A 19,336-nucleotide genomic window follows, 5' to 3' on the forward strand; every position below is an offset into this window, starting at 1 on the left:
AGCCGAGAGCATCAGAAGGACCGCGAGGAGGCGTCGTTTCATTTAATAAACTCTCGTTCTTTCATAAATCAATGATCGCGTCGGAGCACTCGCCGATCGATGACTTGGACGCATCGACCACCAAATCAGGCGAAACAGGCGTTTCGTAATCAGCAGTCACCCCAGGGAAATTCAACAGTTCACCGGCATCGGCCTTTGCGTACTGCCCCTTCGTGTCGCGTTCGCGGCACACTTCCAACGGGGTCGCAACGTGCACCACAAGATAACGTGTGTCCCCAATGAGTTTGCCAACCTTCTGGCGAACGTCCTCGGCAGGAGCCACCATTGCAGCCAAACAAATCAAACCGGCCTCGTTGAGCGTTTGAGCGAGGTGGCCGCCGCGACGCAGGTTCTCACTGCGATCTTCAGCGGTGAACCCGAGATCAAGACTGAGTCCCCGACGCAACTGTTCGCCATCGATGACCGCGACAGCGCGGCCGACGTCGAACAACTTACGCTCGACCGCTTTGGCGATCGAAGACTTGCCGCTGCCGGTTAGTCCCGTCAACAGGACCGTTGCCGGTTTCTGCCCGAACCGCGCCGCACGTTCGTCGGCCGAGACCGCCGAGACTTCCGCATCGCTATCGCCCGAGGCCGCTTCGATGTCGTCGTCCCAAACGCTACGTTCCTTGCCGGTCGCCCCGCGGTCGAGAATCATCCCCGCGGCGACGGTCGAGTTGGTAATCCGGTCGACCACGATAAACGCACCGGTTGATCGGTTTCGTCGATACGGGTCCATGTGAATGGGGGCGGACAACTCGATCGCGACCCGACCGATTTCGTTCAACTCCAACGTCGGTGCCGGCGTTCGGTGTAACGAGTTAACGTCAACGCGGTATTTCAACGTTTGCACATTGCCGGGCAAGGTTTGCGTGGTGTGTTTGATCAGATAAGTCTTGCCCGGGACCATCGCCTCTTCGCCCATCCACACCAACATCGCCTCGACATTGGTTTCGCTGCGAGGCAGGTTGCCGCTGCGAACGATCATATCACCGCGACTGGCGTCGATTTCATCTTCGAGGGTCAGCGTGATCGACAGCGGTGCGTACGCTTCTTCCAAATCACCTTCGTAGGTAACGATCTGCTTCACCTTCGATTTCCGGCGACTCGGCAGAACCATGATCTCGTCGCCAGGACGCACGATCCCCGAAGCGATCGTTCCGCAGAAGCCCCGGAAGTTCAGGTTCGGACGGTTCACATACTGAACCGGCATCCGGAAATCCTGCAGGTTACGATCCGATCCGATGTAAACCGTTTCGAGGAAGTTCATCAGCGTCGAACCGGTGTACCACGGCGATGATTCACTGCGGTCGACAACGTTGTCACCGTTGAGTGCACTAATCGGAATGAAGTTCAAATCAGGCAGATCCAACCGCGCCGCAAAGGCACGGTAGTCGGAGCAGATTTCATTGAACCGTTCTTCGCTGAAATCAACCAAGTCCATCTTGTTGATCGCCACGACGACGTGACGAATCCCCAACAGCGAAACGATGAACGAGTGCCGCCGTGTCTGAGTCAAAACGCCGTGTCGTGCATCGATCAAGATGATCGCCAGGTCCGCGGTGCTCGCACCGGTAGCCATGTTTCGCGTGTACTGCTCGTGCCCCGGCGTGTCCGCGATGATGAACTTGCGTTTGGCAGTGCTGAAATACCGGTACGCAACGTCGATCGTGATCCCTTGCTCGCGTTCTTCTTTCAATCCATCCATGAATAGGGATGGGTCAAAACCGCCGGCAACCGAACCTTGCCGCACCGAGTCGTCCTGAACCTTCGCGAGTTCATCCTCATAGACGAGTTTGGAATCGTAGAGCAAACGTCCGATGAGCGTGCTCTTACCATCATCGACACTGCCGCAGGTAATGAAACGCAAGAGCTGCTTCTGCTCATGCTGTTTCAGGTAGGCGTCAATGTCGGTAGCGATCAGGTCAGATTGATGAGACATGGGAAGGATCTTTTAACGATCAGGTGTTGGCTGTGTAGGAAGAGAGACGGTGTCGCAGAGATGGTCTCGCCGCGCGAGTAACGGCGAGACGCGAACAGCGCGTGGCTGGTCCATGGCGGCGTGAACTAGAAGTAGCCGCGTTCCTTTTTCTTTTGCATCCCAACACCACCTTCGTCTTGATCGATGATGCGGCCTTGTCGCTCACTCGTTCGAGTCAACAACATTTCCTGAATCACTTCAGGCAGCGTCGTCGCTTCACTTTCGACTGCTCCCGAGAGCGGGTAGCACCCCAACGTTCGGAAGCGGACCATCTTCGTCTCCTCGACTTCGCCGGGCAGCAGAGGCATCCGGTCGTCATCCCGCATCAACAAGATACCGTCGCGACGAATCACCTTTCGCGGCGCCGACAAATACAACGGAACGATCGGGATCTGTTCCAAGTGGATGTATTGCCAAACATCGAGTTCGGTCCAGTTACTCATTGGGAAGACCCGAATCGACTCGCCTTTATTCACGCGGCCGTTGTAAACGTTCCACAGTTCGGGACGTTGGTTCTTCGGATCCCAGCGGTGCGATTTGTCACGGAAGCTAAACACGCGTTCTTTCGCGCGGCTCTTCTCTTCGTCGCGGCGGGCTCCCCCGAACGCGGCGTCGAATTGGTACTTGTCCAACGCCGCCTTCAAAGCATCGGTTTTCATCAACTCGGTGTGACGCTCGCTGTCTTCCCACGGGGGAATGTTCAGCTTCAGCCCTTCCTCATTGGTATGAACCAGAACGTCCAAACCGAGTTCACCGCGAACGTATTTTTCGCGGTGCTCATACATGTCTTTGAATTTGTACGTCGTGTCGACATGCAGCAGTGGAAACGGCAGCTTCGCAGGAGCAAACGCCTTCAACGCCAATCGCAGCAGCACGGCGGAGTCTTTGCCGATCGAGTACAGCATGACCGGCTTGTCGAATTCGGCGACGACTTCGCGGAAGATGTGAATGCTCTCGGCCTCGAGCTGTCTCAAGTGAGTGAGGCTATAATCTGACATGGGAAGCGTTCAGCCAGTGGCAGAGGAATGGGACTAAAAAGAGGAAAGGCGCACGAAACACCTTTCGGGAGCAGATGACAAGCCCGGCGGTCGACAACACGGCGTCGAAACAGTGGCATCGGCCCAAAAGCACCCGTCGCGTGGTTCGAGCAGCCGTAACATACAAGAACCGCGCAACCGACAAACTTTCGCACAATTGGGCTGAAAGTATAGTTGTTCGAGAGAAATCCGACAGGCGGGAAACACTGCTAGGCGAAACGGCCTTTGCGTGACAACTGCAATATCACTCCCTGACCCTGCAGGTCAGACAGGTCGTCGTCATCGGCGAGCACTTCATCGCCGCGTTCGCGGGCCACCTGTTCGACTTCACCGGAGCCGGCTTCATCGGCGCCGGGAATCCCGAGCGGATAGCTCGCGAGCACCCGCAGGTCGAAGTTTTTCAGAATGCCGTGATGCCGAGCCTCCGCCCGCTCCTCGACCCACTTCGGCCCTTTGATCAGCAGCAGCCGGTCGAAACTTTCCGAATGCGGCTCCACCCACTTGCAGAATTTCATCAGACTCCCGACCGCTCGACTCACGATCGTCGAGAACCGGAAATCCTCCAACAGGTGTTCGCCGCGAGAAGCGTAGACGGGAACGCTCAGATTAAGCTCCGTGACCAGCTCATCGAGCACTTTGGCACGTTTTCCAACCGATTCCGCCAGAGAAACCTCGACATCGGGACGGAGAATCGCGAGCGGAATCCCGGGAACACCGTTTCCGCTGCCCAAATCCAACACCACTTCACCGGGCTGGACCAGGTGGGCCAATTGCAAGCAATCCCGGAGGTCACGGCCGACGTATAAGTCCCACGTGGTATGCCGTGTCAGGTTCAACTGCTCGTTGAACTTCCACATCACCTCCGCGTACCGCCGCAATTCTCCCGCGAGCGGCTCATCGAGCTGCATGCCATATCGCAAAAGGGCGGATTCAAAGGTTTCTTCGAGTTCGTTGTTTTCAGTTGGTTGGGTCATTCTCGAAGTTGATAGCAAGGCATGGGTTGATCGGAAAGGTGCCCTGCGGCAAACACAAACCGGAAACGCACCTAAAACCTGTGGGAAACAGCGGCGTGTCGCTCTCGCGGCCAGGCGTCGCACTCGCATTTATCCTGCACGAATAAACGCAAGCGTTCCGGACTGGCGATCACTGGCAGACGATCACCGGCAGAGGATTTTTTGCAACAAGTACACAATACTGTAGCAGGCAGCACTGTAGCAGGCCGCTCGCGATAACTCACGCGAGATCCCCACGCACCACAGCGAAAACGGGCGCGTCAACTGAGGCCCAGAGAGAGGCTGAACTGGCTCACCGCAGGAGATACAGCAGGGATATTGTGTAGCGACGCCCCGTGGCACTTTGATCAGGTGCTGCAGATTCGAGCTCTGCAGGACCGTCAATGCGAACCGCCGCGATAAATCCAGGGTCTGTAGCAACGTTGAAGGCCACTACAACCGTTTTTTTTGTTTTTCAGTCCCTATTTTGGTTCAATTCCGTCTTGTTCCCAAACGGCGGATCGGTACACTCTGCCTTCCCTGGTCGGCAACAGCGGCCAACGTAGCTCAGTTGGCAGAGCAGCTGATTTGTAATCAGCCGGTCGTGGGTTCGAATCCCTCCGTTGGCTCTTAGGCGAAACGGGTGCACCACCAAGACATTTGTAGGTGCCGAAAGACATCGGCGTCGACCAGCACCTGAGATGCCAGCAAAAAAACGGCGACTTGAATGGCGAAACCTCGCTCAATCGCCGAATAGCGTACAAACACATCGAAACAGAGAGAACGAGTTTTTCATGACGAACACCGTGGCATAGGAATTCCCTTCGCCACAAAGAGTTGAAAGATTTTTTGGGGGTTTGCCCGAGTGGTTAAAGGGGGCGGACTGTAAATCCGCTGGCTATGCCTACATTGGTTCGAATCCAATAGCCCCCATTTCGAAAATGACCAACGATTCACCCCGGCAGGTGGCCTTACCCCAAGGTCGTTTGCCCCAAACGAGAGTTGGCCTTTTCAATCGCGGGTGTAGCTCAATGGTAGAGCAGCAGCCTTCCAAGCTGAATACGAGGGTTCGATTCCCTTCACCCGCTTAAAACGAAAGCTACTAGTGACTTACGGTTTTTGATCGAGTCAGACGCGTCGACCACGATCGACATTCTGACTGGCATCATCACTGCCGTTCACTAGCAGTTTTTTTTTGCTGCTGTAGCTCAGGGGTAGAGCGCCTCCTTGGTAAGGATGAGGTCATGGGTTCAAATCCCATCAGCAGCTCTCCGGTCGTCCGGCAGGCCAACATCTCCCACGTGGGAAGAAAGGTGTTGGTCCTTTCAGATACGGGACGTCCAAACATTTCCGTTTCGTTTCGATTTTTGTAGATCGAATGCGATCGGCACGGCCGATTCGTCAGCGGTCCACCGTGGGTGTGAACACGGTCGCAGGCGAGGAGGGCTTCCGCAGGGCGTATCTCAGCGGGGGTAGTGGTGCAGGTCGCGATTGTAGGTGAATCAGCATGGCTAAGGACAAATTTGAACGGACCAAGCCCCACGTGAACGTTGGGACGATTGGCCACATTGACCACGGTAAAACCACCACGACCGGTGCGATCCTCGCTGTTCAAGCAGCCAAGGGTCTTGCCGAGGCAAAAGGTTATTCCGATATCGCGAAGGGCGGTACGGTTCGTGACGCAACGAAGACTGTGACCATCGCCGTGGCTCACGTTGAGTACGAAACGCCAACACGTCACTACGCACACATTGACTGCCCAGGTCACGCTGACTTCGTCAAGAACATGATCACGGGTGCCGCCCAAATGGACGGTGCAATCCTCGTTGTGTCGGCCGCAGACGGCCCGATGCCACAGACCAAAGAGCACGTTCTCTTGGCTCGTCAGGTTGGCGTTCCTTACATCGTCGTTTACCTCAACAAGTGTGACCTCGTCGACGACGAAGAGTTGCTTGAGTTGGTGGAACTCGAAGTTCGCGAACTGCTCAGCAAGTACGACTTCCCAGGCGATGACGTTCCTGTCATCCAAGGAAGCTCGCTGCCGGCATACAACAACCCATCCGATCCAGAAGCCAGCAAGGGCATCTCGGAACTCATGGATGCACTCGACAAGTACATCCCTGAACCAGCTCGTGAAGACGACAAGCCATTCCTCATGGCAATCGAAGACGTCTTCTCGATCGAAGGTCGCGGTACCGTGGCTACCGGTCGTATCGAGCGTGGTGTCGTCAAGGTCGGTGAAGAAGTCGCAATCGTCGGGTTGTCGCAAGACTCGGTGAAGACCACCTGCACCGGTGTTGAAATGTTCCGTAAGGAAATGGAAGAAGGCCGTGCCGGCGATAACGTCGGTTGCCTCCTGCGTGGTGTCAAACGTGAAGACATCCAACGCGGCCAAGTCCTCGCGAAACCAGGCAGCATCACCCCGCACACCAAGTTCGAAGCCGAGGTTTATTGCCTCAGCAAAGACGAAGGTGGCCGTCACACCCCGTTCTTCAGCGGATATCGCCCACAGTTCTACTTCCGTACCACTGACGTGACCGGAACAGCTAACTTGGTCGGCGCTGACATGTGCATGCCTGGCGACAACGTCAAAGTTGAAGTCGAATTGCACAAGCCAATCGCGATGGACGACGGTGTTCGCTTCGCTATCCGCGAAGGTGGACGTACCGTTGGTTCGGGCGTTGTCACCAAGATCCTCGAATAGAATTGCGTGGAACGGCTTTTAGCATTTAGCTTTCAGCCTCCATTCGCTAGAATCAGCCGAGAAAGCCTTGGATAGCGATTTTTTGCCATCCAGGGCTTCGGCGATTCGTTAACATCCTTTCACCAAGGTGTTGACAAAACGTTCATCGACATCCGCACGGAACGGCTCACGGTGTATTTTCCGTAGTCACGATGTCCCGTTGCAACGATGTCACAGGGGCGTAGCTCAATTGGCAGAGCACTGGTTTCCAAAACCAGCGGTTGTGAGTTCGACTCTCGCCGCCCCTGCTTTCAGATCAAATACCAGATCGGGCCTTCATGACGGAGCCGGTCATTGCAGTTCCGTTCGCAGGAAGCCAGCGGAAAAGAGTTTTTAAAATCCTGCCGAACGATCGGCCGGGAAGGACCTAAGGGATGTCAAAAGATATAACTCAATCTGGTGCAGCAGACGCTCCCTTAGCGAGCGAACTGTTCCACGCCAACGTTTACAAGCCGAACCAAGGCCGCATCGTTCGGCAACTGACTGCCCTGGCCATCTTCGTCATCGTTGGCTTGGGCTGCTGGCGCCTGTATGGATTCCTGCCAACGCTGATGGAAAATGCGATTCTCGCTCGTTCCATCGCAGGAGTGCTGCTCGCCGCGGGACTGTGGTTCGGATTCCGCGTCGTCAACTGGCCGCGATTCGCCGATTTTCTGATCGCGGTCGAAGCCGAAATGAACAAGGTCACCTGGCCGAGCAAGGATGAACTCAAACGGGCTGCCGTGGTTGTGATCTTTACCATCTTTTTCCTCGCCATCACGCTCTTCGCGTTTGACGTTATTTGGCAGTTCATCTTTAGCACCCTCAGAGTCACTTCGTGAGCGAAAACGAGATTAACGAGAACGAGACTGTCAACGAAGAAGATTCGGCCGCGATGGACGAGGTCGCCGATGACGCGACCGCTGAAAGCAACGCTCCCTCTCTGCCGCCAGCCGCTCCCGTGGACCCGAATGCACCTCCCAAACCTGAGGTGAACGATGAATCACCGATGGATTGGTACATCCTGAAGGTCGCATTCAACCGCGAAGATTCCATTGCCGAGGCCCTCCGCAAACGAATCAAAATGGAAGGCATGCAGGAGTACTTCGGCGACATCGTCGTTCCATCCGAAGACGTTGCCACCTTCACCCGTGACGGCAAACGCCGCGTTACCAAACGCAAATTGCTGCCCGGGTACATCATGGCCTACATGTCGATCAACGACGACACCTGGTTCCTGGTTCGAGAAACGAACGGTATCAGTGACTTCACCGGCGCCGGCGGCAATCCGATGCCAATGGACCCCGAAGACGTCGATCGCTTTATCAACCGCCCACTCGTCGACGACGAAGACGAAGCACCGATCAAAACCGCGATCCCGTTCAAAGTCGGCGATCGCGTTCGCGTCAAGGAAGGCAATTTCGAGAATCAAGAAGGGGAAGTCGACGTGGTCGACGAAGCCAACGGTCGCGTAACGGTGATCATCAATATCTTCGGTCGCAGCGTCCCGATGGAACTCGACCATTGGCAAGTCGAACCGCTCTAAACGGCACGACGCGCCATCCAGGCCGTCCCTCGCCCACTGATCGTTCGTTTGCCCACTCGTAATTTAACATTCCACATCACTCACAAGTCCCGACGGAGCCTCGGCTCTTCGAGAACAGCTAAAAGCGTTTTCCCATGGCAAAACAAGTTACCGGCCAAGCCAAATTCCAAGTCCCCGGTGGTCAAGCGACTCCCGCCCCTCCTGTAGGTACATCGCTCGGTAAGTTCGGTGTGAACCTGGGACAATTCGTTCAGCAGTTCAACGATCGCACCAAAGAGTACAACGGTACCCCGATCCCCGTGATCGTGACCGTGTATAACGATCGCAGCTTCGACTTCATCACCAAGAGCCCACCGGCCGCATCGATGCTCAAGGCAGCAGCCGGGATCGCCAAAGGCAGCGGCGTGCCTAACAAAGACAAAGTCGGCAAGGTTACCCGTGCTCAGTGCGAAGAAATCGCTCAGAAGAAGATGGAAGACCTCAACGCCCGCAGCATCGACCAAGCCGCGATGATGATCGAAGGAACCGCCCGCAGCATGGGTATCGTGGTCGAAGGCTAATTCTTCTCGCCTTCAATCGCTCGTTGCAGGCAACAGGCGTCCCCTCACCTGCAATCCAGCCGAGTACATACAGCCCCGTGTCAGAACCGGGGCTGTTTTCGTTTGCACGGGTCCCCTCCCGAAGATTCGAACTTCCGGCATTCGATACATTGCGACGTGACGGTTCGCAGTCAAATGTGTCTTGGGTCAGGTGCATTCGATCCGTCTCTGGTGCGATCGAAACTACTGCGCCTTCGACCGGGTTCCGCGACTGCTGAAGATGATCGCTTGCCCGTCGAGCAACGGACGTGCGGCGGTCGCAAAACCTCGCTGATACAAGTGCTCTTTGAGCTGCCGCAGTTCGCCAAAGCTGTCGGGATAAACCCAAACCGTGATCGTCGTCGAATGCGGATCACGCCCGGCTAATTCGATGTCGAGGAAGCTGCGATCGCGGAGAACCTGCGCGACCGGCTGCCCGACCGAATCGTTGAGAGGTTCAAACGCGACCGCCCCGAGCCGCGTTGCCATGGCCATTGAGGTTCGGCCGTTTTGCGTCACGCGACCGACTTCTCGTTCGACAACATAGTTCGCGATGTAGTCTCGGATCGGGCCGACGGTGGACGCATCCTTGCCCGGTCGCTGCGTCATTCGCCTAGCATCTTCCTTGATTTGCTTCATCAGAGGTTCGACTGGCACGAGAGACAATTTCCCGGCCTTCAGACGGAAGTCGATCTCGTCTCCGAAGACCGTTTTGGCCATCGGCGTGGGAAGGTGCTCGACCGCAACCAATGGAGCTTCTTCGTTTTCCAATCGTTCTTTGGTGCCAGCCAACTCGGCAATTTCCGATTCGATTTCTCGGATCTGACGCTGATTTTTGGCGGCGAGAACCTTGGTCTCGTCTAGCTCGCTTTTTTTCTCTTCCCAGGCTGCTTCGGCGATACTCAACAGGTCGAGCAACCGTCCGCGTGCGTCGGAAAGTCGGCTGATTTGATCGTTGTATCGTCTCAGATTCGCCTCAATCCGCATCGAGTCTCGCTGAGCCGATGCGGCGCGCATCGCCATTTCACCGAGTTTGTCCAATTGAGCCCGCGAGGCGACTGCTTCGACCGGAGACTCCGGAGCCGGTTCGATTAACTTCTCAACAGGCTCATCGTTCTCAACGATTTGCAATTCGGACTCGACCGAATCCCGCAACATCTCGGTGATTCGTTGTGTTTGGGTTCCCAGGACGACCACGAGAATGATCAGGATGCCCACGAGGTTAGCAACGATATCCAAGAATGCATCGTGACCGAGTTCAACCGTGCTGCGACGACGTCCGCTCATGGGGATCTCCTTACCACATCAACACCGCTTCCCTGCATAAGAATTTGCAGTTCATGGAACCGTTGTTCCGCATGCGGACCGACGCTCACTTCGAGTTGTGGCTTCCAATAGCCGCCCTGCATGGTGGCCCCCCATCCCATGACGCGATCGCGGATCGCGGTGGCGAGTTGCAACGTTGCACCATGGACGTCCTGTTGCTCAAACGCAAACGTCTGAACAACCTGACCTTGATCGACCAGTTCAAATCGGTCGTGGTGGCAACGCATGGAGATCGGTCGAACAAATTCGGTCCCCCCCATTCCGCGGAGCGACTCAGGCAGCGCCCAATCTTTCCCCTCTCGGCGGACCATCTTTTGGGTGACCTGAGGTGATTGCATTCCAGCCGAACCTTGTTCGGGCGACATTGGCTCGGGCAGGAACGACGGATCCGGCTCGTTCAGCTTCATCGCCACGTCGGTCATCGGAGGAGAACCGGATGCCGACGAAGACATCGCCATTTGAGCGGATTGCCCCGACGGTGTTCCCGAAGCCATTGCCGACGCGGCGGCCGATTGAGCTGATGTTCCAGCCGCGGAGGTTCCCGCCATGGAAGCTCCCGGCGGAGATGCTCCGGCCGAAGACGACTCGCCATCGTTTCCAGTCGCCCCGGGTCTGCTTTCTCCGCTTGAATTTTCTCCGGAGGATGCCGCGAGACTGCCATCGGTTCCCGCCCCTGTGGCGTTTGCCGGGCCGTCAATTCCCGGCGGCTTTTTCCCTTGTAGGAAGTCATTGAGAGCTTCCGATTGAGTCGTCGTTCCGGCCGCGCCGTACGAACCACCCCGTGACCCGGGTGGCTCGGCAAACACGTTGCCCATTGAGTCAAACCGTTGGTCGCGGGCCAGCGAAAACCCATTGGATTGAGCTTGGCGATCAAGGTCGCGTGCCGACAGGGTTGGCAAAGGTCGGCTCGCCGATCGCGCCCGGCCTGACGTGCCCGCAGCACCAACGGGGGCCGCCGAACGTCCGCTTTGCGACTGCCCGGTGTAGGGTTGCTGGCCTCCTCCCGACTCGGACGCATACTCACTCGGCAACGGTTGGCCTGACGAGGACGCCCCCGATGCGTAGGATCCCCCCGTGTTCGGTTGCGAAGTTGCGTAGCGGGACGCGACGGAGGTTGATCCATAACCGCCCGCACCACCGCTGCCCCGACCACCAACACCGCCTGCTCCTGATGCGAAGTGGTAGTTGCGTGCGGCGGCTTCGTGGATCGCCAATTCCATGTTTTTACGCAATACATTGTCACCACCGGGAAACGCCAAATCGACTTCGCCCGGTACGAGTTCGTACCCGTATTGATCGTCCCAATCCTTCATCAACGCACTGGCGATGCGATACATGTAGATTCCGTCAGGTCGCACAATTAGCAACGGATACGGTGGCAGTTGATCTCCGTATTCCTGCATCGCATGCATGCGAGCGATGCCCAACGCGGCCCCCAACGGGTTGCTGCGAGGGTTTCGTGATTCGGTCGCGGCGAGAGCCTGCGCCTTGGTAATTCGAGCCCCCTCGGGAAGGATCTGCAGACCTTCGGCGGTGCACAGAACATAGATCGGACGACGCTGGGTTCCGTTGGGGCCACGATGAGGCACGATGACCACGCGGGGCTTGTCACCTCGTTCACTCGATTCGAGTTCTTCGATCTCCGCTCGCAACTTCGCCGCCTCTTCTCGCATCAGGACGAGGGTCTTCTCGTCCGTCTGAATGTCTTCGATTGGCCGTTCGCCTTCGGCCATGGCCGCATCGACCTCAGCGTTCAACTCGGCGAGCTTTTCCTTGATCTTTCGCATGTGCGACTCGAGGTGGGCGATCTCATCGCGTTTGCGTTCTAACTCGGCGGTTTGCTCGTCGCGAAAGGAGACCAACTGAGCGACACGGAACTGTTCCTGCTCGATCAATCGCTCGGCTGCCGTGGCGCTCATCTTCGTCGGCGGCACATCTTCATCGGTCTCGGCCGGCGGCGGTGATAACTTTGCCGAGGCGACCGCGACCGGCTGCTTATCCTTCGCGTTTACGGCGAGTTTTTCCTGCTTCTCTTGCTCCACCTGCGCAACCGCAGCGTCGTTGGCCTGCTGGGCAACCAACGCGAGCAACAAGATCAACGTCCCCAAGGTGCAAATCAGCACCGCGAGGAACGGGAAGAGCGACGGTGATATTCCGGCGCGGCGCCGACTCATGCCGCACGTCCTAGCGAGCCACGGTTGGCCGAAGCGTTTGCTTTCGCGGCCGGTTCAACATTCGATCGTCCGGGACGTCCCGGCGAGGCATTCGCCCGGGTGGGGCGTTCGGCGGCCTGAGGCAAACGCGTCGAGAGCATTTCAACGGCTCGTGCGAGCGTCGTCATGGCCTGCGTGACGGCGGGATCGAGAGCCGGCCCGTTTGTTTCGGTGCGATTTTGAGTCTCGATCGCCTGCAACAACGTGTTCCGCAGCGACGCGTCCTGATCGCTCTGACGCGACGCCAGTGTGGTCATCGCCTCGGTGTGAGTCAGCAACGTCCGACGATGAGTTTGCACCTCGGTCGCGGTCTCCTCCATCGCACCACGCCACAACGAAGTTTGCTCTCGCAGTGCGTTTTCGACCGCGTTGGCGGCACCGTCGAGACGTCCGATCGACGCATCGATCCGGTCGGCGTGATGGGTCAGAGCCGGCTTCATTGCGGACTGCAATAGATGACGGAACTGCTCGGCACCTTCGGTGTGCTGGCTCCGCCACGCTTCCTGTGCCTCCTCGATTGTCTCTCGCCACAATTTGGCTTGGGTCGCCAAAGACTCCGCAACCGCGGTTTCGATCCCACTGCACAGATGCGTGATCATCGCAGTTTGATTGTCGGCAGGGTTGTCCGCGGGCAATCCGAGCGACACCAGGTTCCGGACCCGCTCATCGATATCAACGAGCAGACTCTGCATGCCGCGTTCGACCGGGAATTGCAAAAAGATCGCAACGACCGACAGCACCAATCCCAACGCGGTTGTATCGAACGCCACGTACAACCCGCTCTTGAGCCGGTCGACCGCGGCGGTCCCGTCGGTAAAGTCGAGCCCGCCGAGCGTTTGGGTAATCCCGATCACGGTACCCAAGAAGCCTAACATCGGAATTGCCCAGACGATGATGCGAATCAAACCGAGCGCGTCGTGCGCGGCGTCGGCATCACGAACGGACAACTCGCGAAGGTCTTCGGGCAATTCGGTCGTGGTGGCTCGGTGTGACTGTCGCGTGAGGACTTCGTCGAGCCGCCGTACGAGCGAACTTTGCCGCGTCGATCCCGGCAATCCGGCCAGCGCCGCACGCCACGATCGCGCGACGTATCCGGCATCGTTGTCGTTCTGCCAACGTTCCGCCGGCGAAGTGTTTTCTTTGTCCGACTGAGGAGGCGGCATCAGATCGGCATCGCGTAGCAACCGCAGCGACCGTTGCTGCGACGCGGTATCGAGCGTCATGAACGCCAAAATGGACACCGCCACCGTGAACAGCATCGTTGCCGCGACGGCGACAGGGTGGCCCATGAAATATCGATTCAGCGGAGCCCAGTTCACCGTCATGACAAAGGCATAGAAGGCGCAACCGCCCGCCAAACCGATAACCAGAGGCGTCAACTTGCCTAACATCGTCGCGGATTGCGGCGGCCGAATCGGGCCAGGCGATTCGTGCGTCGATTGGTCTTGCGAGACGTCTTCGGGAGTTTGAGTCATGGGACTCCTTTTCCGATCGAGATGGTGACTGCTGGGCCGAAGGTCGGCTGGTGTTGAGTCCGCGTGGAGATCCTGACGCGAACGAAAGCGACCATATCATGAGGTGCGTACGAACAACCAGATCGACCCGCATAACCGTCAAACTTGACCAAAACGCTGCGAATTCGGGTTTGCGGTGCGATGAGTCCGCAGGGTAAAGAGGATTTCTAAACGCGATTGCCCAGATTATCACCTGAGTGAATCGATCCTTACCGATCAGGCCGACTGACTTATGTTCACTAACTTTCTCCTCACATCGCTTCGCAAGTTCGCCCCCAGCCTGCTGCCTTTGTTTGTCGGGATAGTGATCGGGGGCGTCTGGGTATCGGAGAAATCGCTCTCCGTGACGGCTCAGACACCGAATTTTGGTCCCACCGGCACCGATGGATACACCGACGCGTCGACGGACGATGCGACTCCGCGAAAGTTAGGCGAAGATGGCCCCCGGTTTGGGCAGGTCGTCGGCGACCGAGTTTCGGTAATCGAGGCTCGCGATGGGCGTGACGTTGCCGGTTCGGGGGATTTGATCGGATTTTCCCACGTTGACGACTCGGGAACTCAAGTAATTACGATCGTAGATGCGGAAAAACGATGGATGGCCGTGTATCATGTGGGTTCTGAAGGCAAAATCCGGCTGGCGAGCAGCCGTGAAATTGCCGCCGACTTCACATTAGAACTGAACGTCACCCCACCGCTGCCCGATCAAATCCGTCGGATGCAAGGACTTCCGCCGCGATCCCATTGATCGCACGCTAAGAAACGTCCGAGGCATTCGCGATCGTTTCGGAAGGCAGGCACGTAGGAATCGGGGTGAGGTTCATCGCCAAACATTCTGACGCCTCTTTTCCAAACCCCGCGTTGCCATGGCCACTTATCTTTCACTCGAAGAAGCCGCAAAAAAACTCGGCATCCCCACGCAGTCTCTGATCGATTTGCGGTCACAGGGACAGGTCCGCGGTTTTCGCGATGGTTCGAGTTGGAAGTTTCCTGAAACAGAGATCGCACGGCTGGCCGATGAACTTCCCAACCTTTCGGGATTCGGATCCGGTATCCTGGGTGCAGACGGTCCCGGCTCGAAGGTCGGCAAAGTCATCGGTGGCGACGGCAGCAACGTCGATCCGAGTGACGTTAGCCTCGACGCGGATGGCAGCGGCGGCAGCAGCATTGATCTCGGAATGGAAGCCTCTGGCTCGGGCAGCGACAGCGACGTCAATTTGGTCGCCGGCGACGGTTCGGGCGGCAGCGATGTTCTCATCATCCCGGGCGGCACCGGCGGTTCGTCGATCGGCAGTGGCAGCGGCAGTAGCCTACCGCTCGATCTGGACGAACTCGATATCGCCGGCTCGGCCCTATCCCACGATAGCGGCGAACTGAGCCTTTCCCCAGAAGATGCGGGCAAAGAGAAAGCAGCCTCGAAACCGGCCGCTTCTTCGCAAGACAGCGACGAGTTCAACCTCGGCAGTGTGCTCGACCTCGAGGCCGATGACGATTCACCTCTGTTGGACATCTCCGAAGAGTCCGACGAACTGTCACTCAAAGACGTTGCCGAAGGTTCCGACGAGATCAGCGGTCTGGACCTGGCACCCGGCTCCGGCGATGCCCTCGCGGGAAGCGACGCAAAGATGGACCTCGACCTTGTCAGCAATGACGAGAACGCGAGCAGTCTCGAAATGATGGAAGACCTCGATCTGAAGGATAGTGCGAGCGGGATCACCGGTGGCAACAAAGTCAGCGGTGACGTCCTCAGCGAACTCGACTTGCTCGCGGGTGATTCCGTCGGCAGCGGTCTGCTCAGCGGCGACAGCGAAAACCTTCTCGGTAGTTCGCTGTTGAGTTCCGAGGAAGGCGGATCATCGGGAGTCGATGATGCGTTGGCCGACGATGATGACCTCGTGATTTCGGACGACGACGATGACTTGATCGTCAGCAGTGCCGGCAGCGACATTTCGATCGCGGGTGACAGCGGCATCAACCTGATGAGCCCATCGGACAGCGGTCTGTCGCTCGAGAGCGAACCGCTCGACCTCGCCGGCAGCAGCATCTCGGCTCTCGACCTCGGCGCCGAACTGGCCGAGGGCAGTGGCTCGGGTTCGAGTGGCAGCGATTATGGCTCGGGGCTAATCCCCGACGACGGCAGCGGTGCCAACATGGACTTCCCGTCCGACGAGGAATTCCAACTGTCGCCATCAGGAATCCAACTCGAAGGTTCCGACGAAAGCGAATCACAGGAAATCGATGTCGAGAATTCGGATTCCTTCGGCAGCGGCGGTTTCGACGAACCCGCGTTTGTTGAAGAACCGATCGCCGAAGAGGCACCGGTTTTCGAAGAGGGTCAAGCAGATGTTTTCGGTGGCGTCGACGCGATCGAAGAAGGTGCCCAACCGGTCGAAGAACCGTTCACGCCGGACGAATCATCTTACGAGCAATCTGCCGCTGCTCCCGTCGGAGCCTCGGTCGCGTACGAGATCCCCTTCACGCTGCTTCAAACAGTTGGCTTGATGCTGATCCTGATGGTGATGAGCCTCGGCGGCATGCTGATGACCGACCTGATTCGCAACATGTGGAGCTACACCGAACCGGCCGCCCCGGTCAGTTCGCTCACGGACATGCTGATCGACGTTGCCGGGTGGGGCAAATAAGGCACGCGACTCGGTGTCGCGGCGTCGAACCTGACGCGTGACACAGTAACGTGAAATAGAGATTTGACGCGCGACAGGGGGAACGCCGAGACTCCCGTTCGATTCTGACACGAAACGTCAGCCGGAATTCATCGTCCGCCAAGTGCAAACGCGGTGGGCGATCGGATACGATAGGGATTCACATCGCGATACGATGACGTGCATCCCGCACCACAAATCTCCTTCCGGCAGATCTACCTTCATGTTATCCGCTCTCGACCAGTCCACCGGTATCTTCCAGCCCACCGGTATCTTCGCCGTCGTCCCCTCCCAATCCCTCACACCTTCATCGTGGGCCATCCTGGCTGCGGGCGAAGAACCGATGGGGATGTATGGCATCGCTGTGATCGTCGGGATCCTCGTCGCGTTGGTGTTCGTCGCGGTACTGGGATTCTTCCTGATTCAGTACGGCAAACTGTGGTTCCAAGCGTTCATGTCGGAAGCCGACGTGAAGCTCGCCAACCTGATCCGGATGCACTTCACGAAAGTCAATCCGAACGTGATCGTGCAGGCGAAAGTCATGGCCGCCCAAGCCAAACTGAACATCAGCCGCAAGGATGGGATCAGCACGCATCGCCTGGAAGCCCACTATCTCGCCGGCGGGAACGTGATGAACGTGATCCACGCGATCATCGCCGCACACCGTGCTCAGATTCCGTTGGACTTTGATCAGGCCGCCGCGATCGACCTCGCCGGACGTGACGTGCTCGACGCCGTACAAACGAGTGTGTACCCCAAAGTGATCGATTGCCCCGATCCCAAACGCAGTGGCAAGACAACACTCAGTGCCATCACGAAAAACGGGATCGAACTGCGTGTACGAGCACGTGTGACCGTCCGTACCAACATCGAACAGTTGATTGGCGGGGCAACCGAAGACACCGTCATCGCACGCGTCGGCGAAGCCATCATCAGTTCGATCGGTTCAGCCGAAACGCATTTCCACGTGCTGGAAAACCCAGACATGATCACGCGAGTCGTCCTGTCGCGTGCCCTCGACGCGCAGACCGCGTTTGAAATCGTTTCCATCGACATCGCAGACATCGACGTTGGCGAAAACATCGGTGCACGTCTGCAGAGCGATCAAGCCGAAGCCGATACTCGCGTGGCGAGAGCCCAAGCCGAACGTCGCCGAGCGGAGGCCATCGCCCAAGAACAACAGATGAAAGCCCGAGTATCTGAAAACCGTTCGCGACTTGTCTTGGCCGAAGCCGAGGTTCCCAAAGCCATGGCGGAAGCGTTCCAAGCTGGACGCATCGGATCAACCGGATCGACACTGCCCATGGATCAATCGACGTGAGCGACGCCCAATCGTCACACACCAATCGGTTCGAACGTCGTTCCTACCGAGTCCGATTTGAAAACTCGCAAGGCATCGCGCTAGCCGGAATTATCGACCGGCCCGTTCGACCGGCCGACAACGCGCCGAGCCTGGAATCGACGGCGGTCCCGGTTGCCGTCTTCAGTCACTGCTTCACTTGCAGCAAAGATCTCAAAGCGATCACGCGAATCTCCCGGTTTTTGGCCGAAACAGGAATCGCCGTTCTGCGGTTCGACATGACGGGACTCGGCGGCAGCGACGGAGAATTCTCCCAAACCAACTTCTCAACAAACCTATCCGACCTGACTTCCGCGATCGAGTTCGCCAACGAATCGATCGGCCCGGTCACGGCACTCATCGGACACAGCTTCGGCGGTGCCGCATCACTCGCCGTTGCCGCCGGAATGCCCGGCCGCGTGCAGCACACTCTCTCGGCAACACTCCGAGACCAGATCTCCGCCGTCGTCAGCATCGCCGCACCGAGCGACACGCAACATCTCGCCGCGCTGCTGACTCGTCTCAACCCGAAACTCAGTGAGAGCGATCAAGGTGATGTTGTCATTGGTGGTCGGACATGGACCATCACCCGTCAGATGCTAGACGACTTCCGCTCTCACCAATTACCCGACCACCTCAATCGCGTCCGAGCGCGTGTGCTCGCGTTTCACTCCCCGGTCGACCAAACGCTCGGGTACGATCACGCCCTACGAATTGCGGGCTTGATCGAAGACGAACAAGGATTGCCTGGGTGTAGCCTGATCACACTCTCCGGTGCAGATCATTTGTTAACTGACGACGTCCGCGATGCAGACTACGTCGCGGAACTAACCGCCAATTTCCTGAAACGCTACGCTTCGCAGTAACGACTCGGGAACGTCGGATAGCCGTCGTAGAAACGACGGATGTAGTGGCGTCCTCTCCAGTGCTCGAGGTGCCGCTGCCACCCCAGACGCTCCAACAACCGGTCGCTGATCCGAACGTTTGTCACGTGAGCGACGATCGCGCTGCAGTGACGCAGCCTGGCGATCTCGTTGAGAACATGACACGCACCGATGAATGTTTTGTACCTCGTCTCCGAACCGCTGCGGATGTAATCGAGCGTGATAAAAGCCGACAGGCCTCGAGGGACGTGATAGTCCAACAAGCACTCATCTCCGCGGAGACGCCCATGGTTGGACTCCCACCAAATCTGAGCCACCGACACCGGACTCCGCACCCAATGCTGCTCGATCGCCGCGAGCTTGCCGGCCCGCATGATAATGCGTCCACGAGTGATCGCAGAAATCGATTCGGCCTGGGAATGCAGCGAGTCAAAACGGCGGCGTACAAACATAGTTAACTTTTGCGGCGGCGTGCTTTGCCAACAGACAGGTTAAAACACAGAACGTT

14 protein-coding genes, 5 tRNA genes and 1 pseudogene are annotated in these 19,336 nt (G+C 57.6%); 13 read left to right on the forward strand and 7 right to left on the reverse strand.

Features of this window, described 5'->3' with window-relative positions; translation table 11 throughout:
• Positions 1–38: 38 nt before the first annotated feature.
• The 3 genes and pseudogenes from cysN to rsmG all read right to left on the reverse strand — a co-directional run bounded on the left by cysN (position 39) and on the right by rsmG (position 4,031).
• Positions 39–1,981, reverse strand: a pseudogene (cysN, locus tag RSSM_RS02550) (sulfate adenylyltransferase subunit CysN).
• A gap of 125 nt (positions 1,982–2,106) precedes the next feature.
• The gene (cysD, locus tag RSSM_RS02555; RefSeq protein WP_044300741.1) at positions 2,107–3,018 is read right to left on the reverse strand and encodes a sulfate adenylyltransferase subunit CysD; all 912 of its coding nucleotides are present in this window, start codon (positions 3,016–3,018) and stop codon (positions 2,107–2,109) included.
• A 248-nt stretch (positions 3,019–3,266) separates the two neighbouring features.
• Positions 3,267–4,031 (reverse strand): 16S rRNA (guanine(527)-N(7))-methyltransferase RsmG, encoded by a 765-nt coding sequence (gene rsmG / locus RSSM_RS02560; protein ID WP_008674178.1) that lies wholly within the window; start codon positions 4,029–4,031, stop codon positions 3,267–3,269.
• A 574-nt stretch (positions 4,032–4,605) separates the two neighbouring features.
• Between rsmG and RSSM_RS02565 the strand changes: the two genes are divergently transcribed.
• From RSSM_RS02565 to rplK, 9 genes are all read left to right on the forward strand, one after another.
• A tRNA-Thr gene (locus RSSM_RS02565) sits at positions 4,606–4,678 on the forward strand.
• Positions 4,679–4,900: 222 nt separating this feature from the next.
• Positions 4,901–4,982, forward strand: a tRNA-Tyr gene (locus RSSM_RS02570).
• Between the two features lie 84 nt (positions 4,983–5,066).
• Positions 5,067–5,137 (forward strand) — tRNA-Gly (locus RSSM_RS02575).
• 109 nt (positions 5,138–5,246) lie between these two features.
• Positions 5,247–5,318: transfer RNA gene (locus RSSM_RS02580), tRNA-Thr, on the forward strand.
• Between the two features lie 238 nt (positions 5,319–5,556).
• A complete protein-coding gene (gene tuf / locus RSSM_RS02585; RefSeq protein ID WP_044300743.1) occupies positions 5,557–6,753 on the forward strand; it encodes an elongation factor Tu in 1,197 nt (398 codons plus the stop codon).
• A gap of 214 nt (positions 6,754–6,967) precedes the next feature.
• Positions 6,968–7,040 (forward strand) — tRNA-Trp (locus tag RSSM_RS02590).
• A 126-nt stretch (positions 7,041–7,166) separates the two neighbouring features.
• Positions 7,167–7,613: a preprotein translocase subunit SecE gene (gene secE, locus RSSM_RS02595; RefSeq protein ID WP_008674181.1), complete on the forward strand. Its 447-nt coding sequence runs from the start codon at positions 7,167–7,169 to the stop codon at positions 7,611–7,613.
• 53 nt (positions 7,614–7,666) lie between these two features.
• The gene (nusG, locus tag RSSM_RS02600; RefSeq protein ID WP_044300753.1) at positions 7,667–8,317 is read left to right on the forward strand and encodes a transcription termination/antitermination protein NusG; all 651 of its coding nucleotides are present in this window, start codon (positions 7,667–7,669) and stop codon (positions 8,315–8,317) included.
• A gap of 134 nt (positions 8,318–8,451) precedes the next feature.
• On the forward strand, positions 8,452–8,877 hold the full coding sequence (gene rplK / locus RSSM_RS02605; protein WP_008674185.1) for a 50S ribosomal protein L11: 426 nt from the start codon (positions 8,452–8,454) through the stop codon (positions 8,875–8,877).
• A gap of 222 nt (positions 8,878–9,099) precedes the next feature.
• Here the strand turns inward: rplK and RSSM_RS02610 are convergent, their stop codons facing one another.
• From RSSM_RS02610 to RSSM_RS02620, 3 genes are read right to left on the reverse strand one after another with little or no spacing between them, the layout of a single operon-like run.
• Positions 9,100–10,182 (reverse strand): hypothetical protein, encoded by a 1,083-nt coding sequence (locus RSSM_RS02610; protein WP_008674187.1) that lies wholly within the window; start codon positions 10,180–10,182, stop codon positions 9,100–9,102.
• A complete protein-coding gene (locus tag RSSM_RS02615; protein ID WP_008674189.1) occupies positions 10,179–12,395 on the reverse strand; it encodes a hypothetical protein in 2,217 nt (738 codons plus the stop codon). Before RSSM_RS02615 ends, RSSM_RS02610 begins: the two co-directional genes overlap by 4 nt.
• Complete coding sequence (locus tag RSSM_RS02620) at positions 12,392–13,909, reverse strand: MotA/TolQ/ExbB proton channel family protein (RefSeq protein ID WP_008674190.1); 1,518 nt, start codon at positions 13,907–13,909, stop codon at positions 12,392–12,394. The genes RSSM_RS02615 and RSSM_RS02620 overlap by 4 nt, the downstream gene beginning before the upstream one ends.
• Before the next feature lie 271 nt (positions 13,910–14,180).
• Between RSSM_RS02620 and RSSM_RS02625 the strand changes: the two genes are divergently transcribed.
• The 4 genes from RSSM_RS02625 (at position 14,181) to RSSM_RS02640 (ending at position 18,810) form a co-directional block, all read left to right on the forward strand.
• Positions 14,181–14,693, forward strand: a complete 513-nt coding sequence (locus RSSM_RS02625; RefSeq protein ID WP_008674191.1) for a hypothetical protein — start codon at positions 14,181–14,183, stop codon at positions 14,691–14,693.
• Between the two features lie 118 nt (positions 14,694–14,811).
• Positions 14,812–16,587 (forward strand): helix-turn-helix domain-containing protein, encoded by a 1,776-nt coding sequence (locus RSSM_RS02630; RefSeq protein WP_008674193.1) that lies wholly within the window; start codon positions 14,812–14,814, stop codon positions 16,585–16,587.
• A 361-nt stretch (positions 16,588–16,948) separates the two neighbouring features.
• Positions 16,949–17,926 (forward strand): flotillin-like protein FloA, encoded by a 978-nt coding sequence (floA, locus tag RSSM_RS02635; RefSeq protein WP_044300754.1) that lies wholly within the window; start codon positions 16,949–16,951, stop codon positions 17,924–17,926.
• Positions 17,923–18,810: an alpha/beta hydrolase family protein gene (locus tag RSSM_RS02640; protein ID WP_008674196.1), complete on the forward strand. Its 888-nt coding sequence runs from the start codon at positions 17,923–17,925 to the stop codon at positions 18,808–18,810. The genes floA and RSSM_RS02640 overlap by 4 nt, the downstream gene beginning before the upstream one ends.
• Here RSSM_RS02640 and RSSM_RS02645 read toward each other — a convergent pair.
• Positions 18,795–19,280, reverse strand: a complete 486-nt coding sequence (locus RSSM_RS02645; RefSeq protein WP_008674197.1) for a hypothetical protein — start codon at positions 19,278–19,280, stop codon at positions 18,795–18,797. The two genes, RSSM_RS02640 and RSSM_RS02645, sit on opposite strands and share 16 nt — an antisense overlap.
• Positions 19,281–19,336: the final 56 nt, after the last annotated feature.

The organism is Aporhodopirellula sallentina SM41 (assembly GCF_000346505.1).
Taxonomy (GTDB): Bacteria; Planctomycetota; Planctomycetia; order Pirellulales; family Pirellulaceae; genus Rhodopirellula; species Rhodopirellula sallentina.

Excerpts from the sequence above, each read along its gene's own strand:
- cysD (WP_044300741.1), bottom strand. The coding sequence starts at position 3,018 with ATGTCAGATTATAGCCTCACTCACTTGAGACAGCTCGAGGCCGAGAGC.
- rsmG (WP_008674178.1), bottom strand. The coding sequence starts at position 4,031 with ATGACCCAACCAACTGAAAACAACGAACTCGAAGAAACCTTTGAATCC.
- tuf (WP_044300743.1), top strand. The coding sequence starts at position 5,557 with ATGGCTAAGGACAAATTTGAACGGACCAAGCCCCACGTGAACGTTGGG.
- secE (WP_008674181.1), top strand. The coding sequence starts at position 7,167 with ATGTCAAAAGATATAACTCAATCTGGTGCAGCAGACGCTCCCTTAGCG.
- nusG (WP_044300753.1), top strand. The coding sequence starts at position 7,667 with ATGGACGAGGTCGCCGATGACGCGACCGCTGAAAGCAACGCTCCCTCT.
- rplK (WP_008674185.1), top strand. The coding sequence starts at position 8,452 with ATGGCAAAACAAGTTACCGGCCAAGCCAAATTCCAAGTCCCCGGTGGT.
- RSSM_RS02610 (WP_008674187.1), bottom strand. The coding sequence starts at position 10,182 with ATGAGCGGACGTCGTCGCAGCACGGTTGAACTCGGTCACGATGCATTC.
- RSSM_RS02615 (WP_008674189.1), bottom strand. The coding sequence starts at position 12,395 with ATGAGTCGGCGCCGCGCCGGAATATCACCGTCGCTCTTCCCGTTCCTC.
- RSSM_RS02620 (WP_008674190.1), bottom strand. The coding sequence starts at position 13,909 with ATGACTCAAACTCCCGAAGACGTCTCGCAAGACCAATCGACGCACGAA.
- RSSM_RS02625 (WP_008674191.1), top strand. The coding sequence starts at position 14,181 with ATGTTCACTAACTTTCTCCTCACATCGCTTCGCAAGTTCGCCCCCAGC.
- RSSM_RS02630 (WP_008674193.1), top strand. The coding sequence starts at position 14,812 with ATGGCCACTTATCTTTCACTCGAAGAAGCCGCAAAAAAACTCGGCATC.
- floA (WP_044300754.1), top strand. The coding sequence starts at position 16,949 with ATGGGGATGTATGGCATCGCTGTGATCGTCGGGATCCTCGTCGCGTTG.
- RSSM_RS02645 (WP_008674197.1), bottom strand. The coding sequence starts at position 19,280 with ATGTTTGTACGCCGCCGTTTTGACTCGCTGCATTCCCAGGCCGAATCG.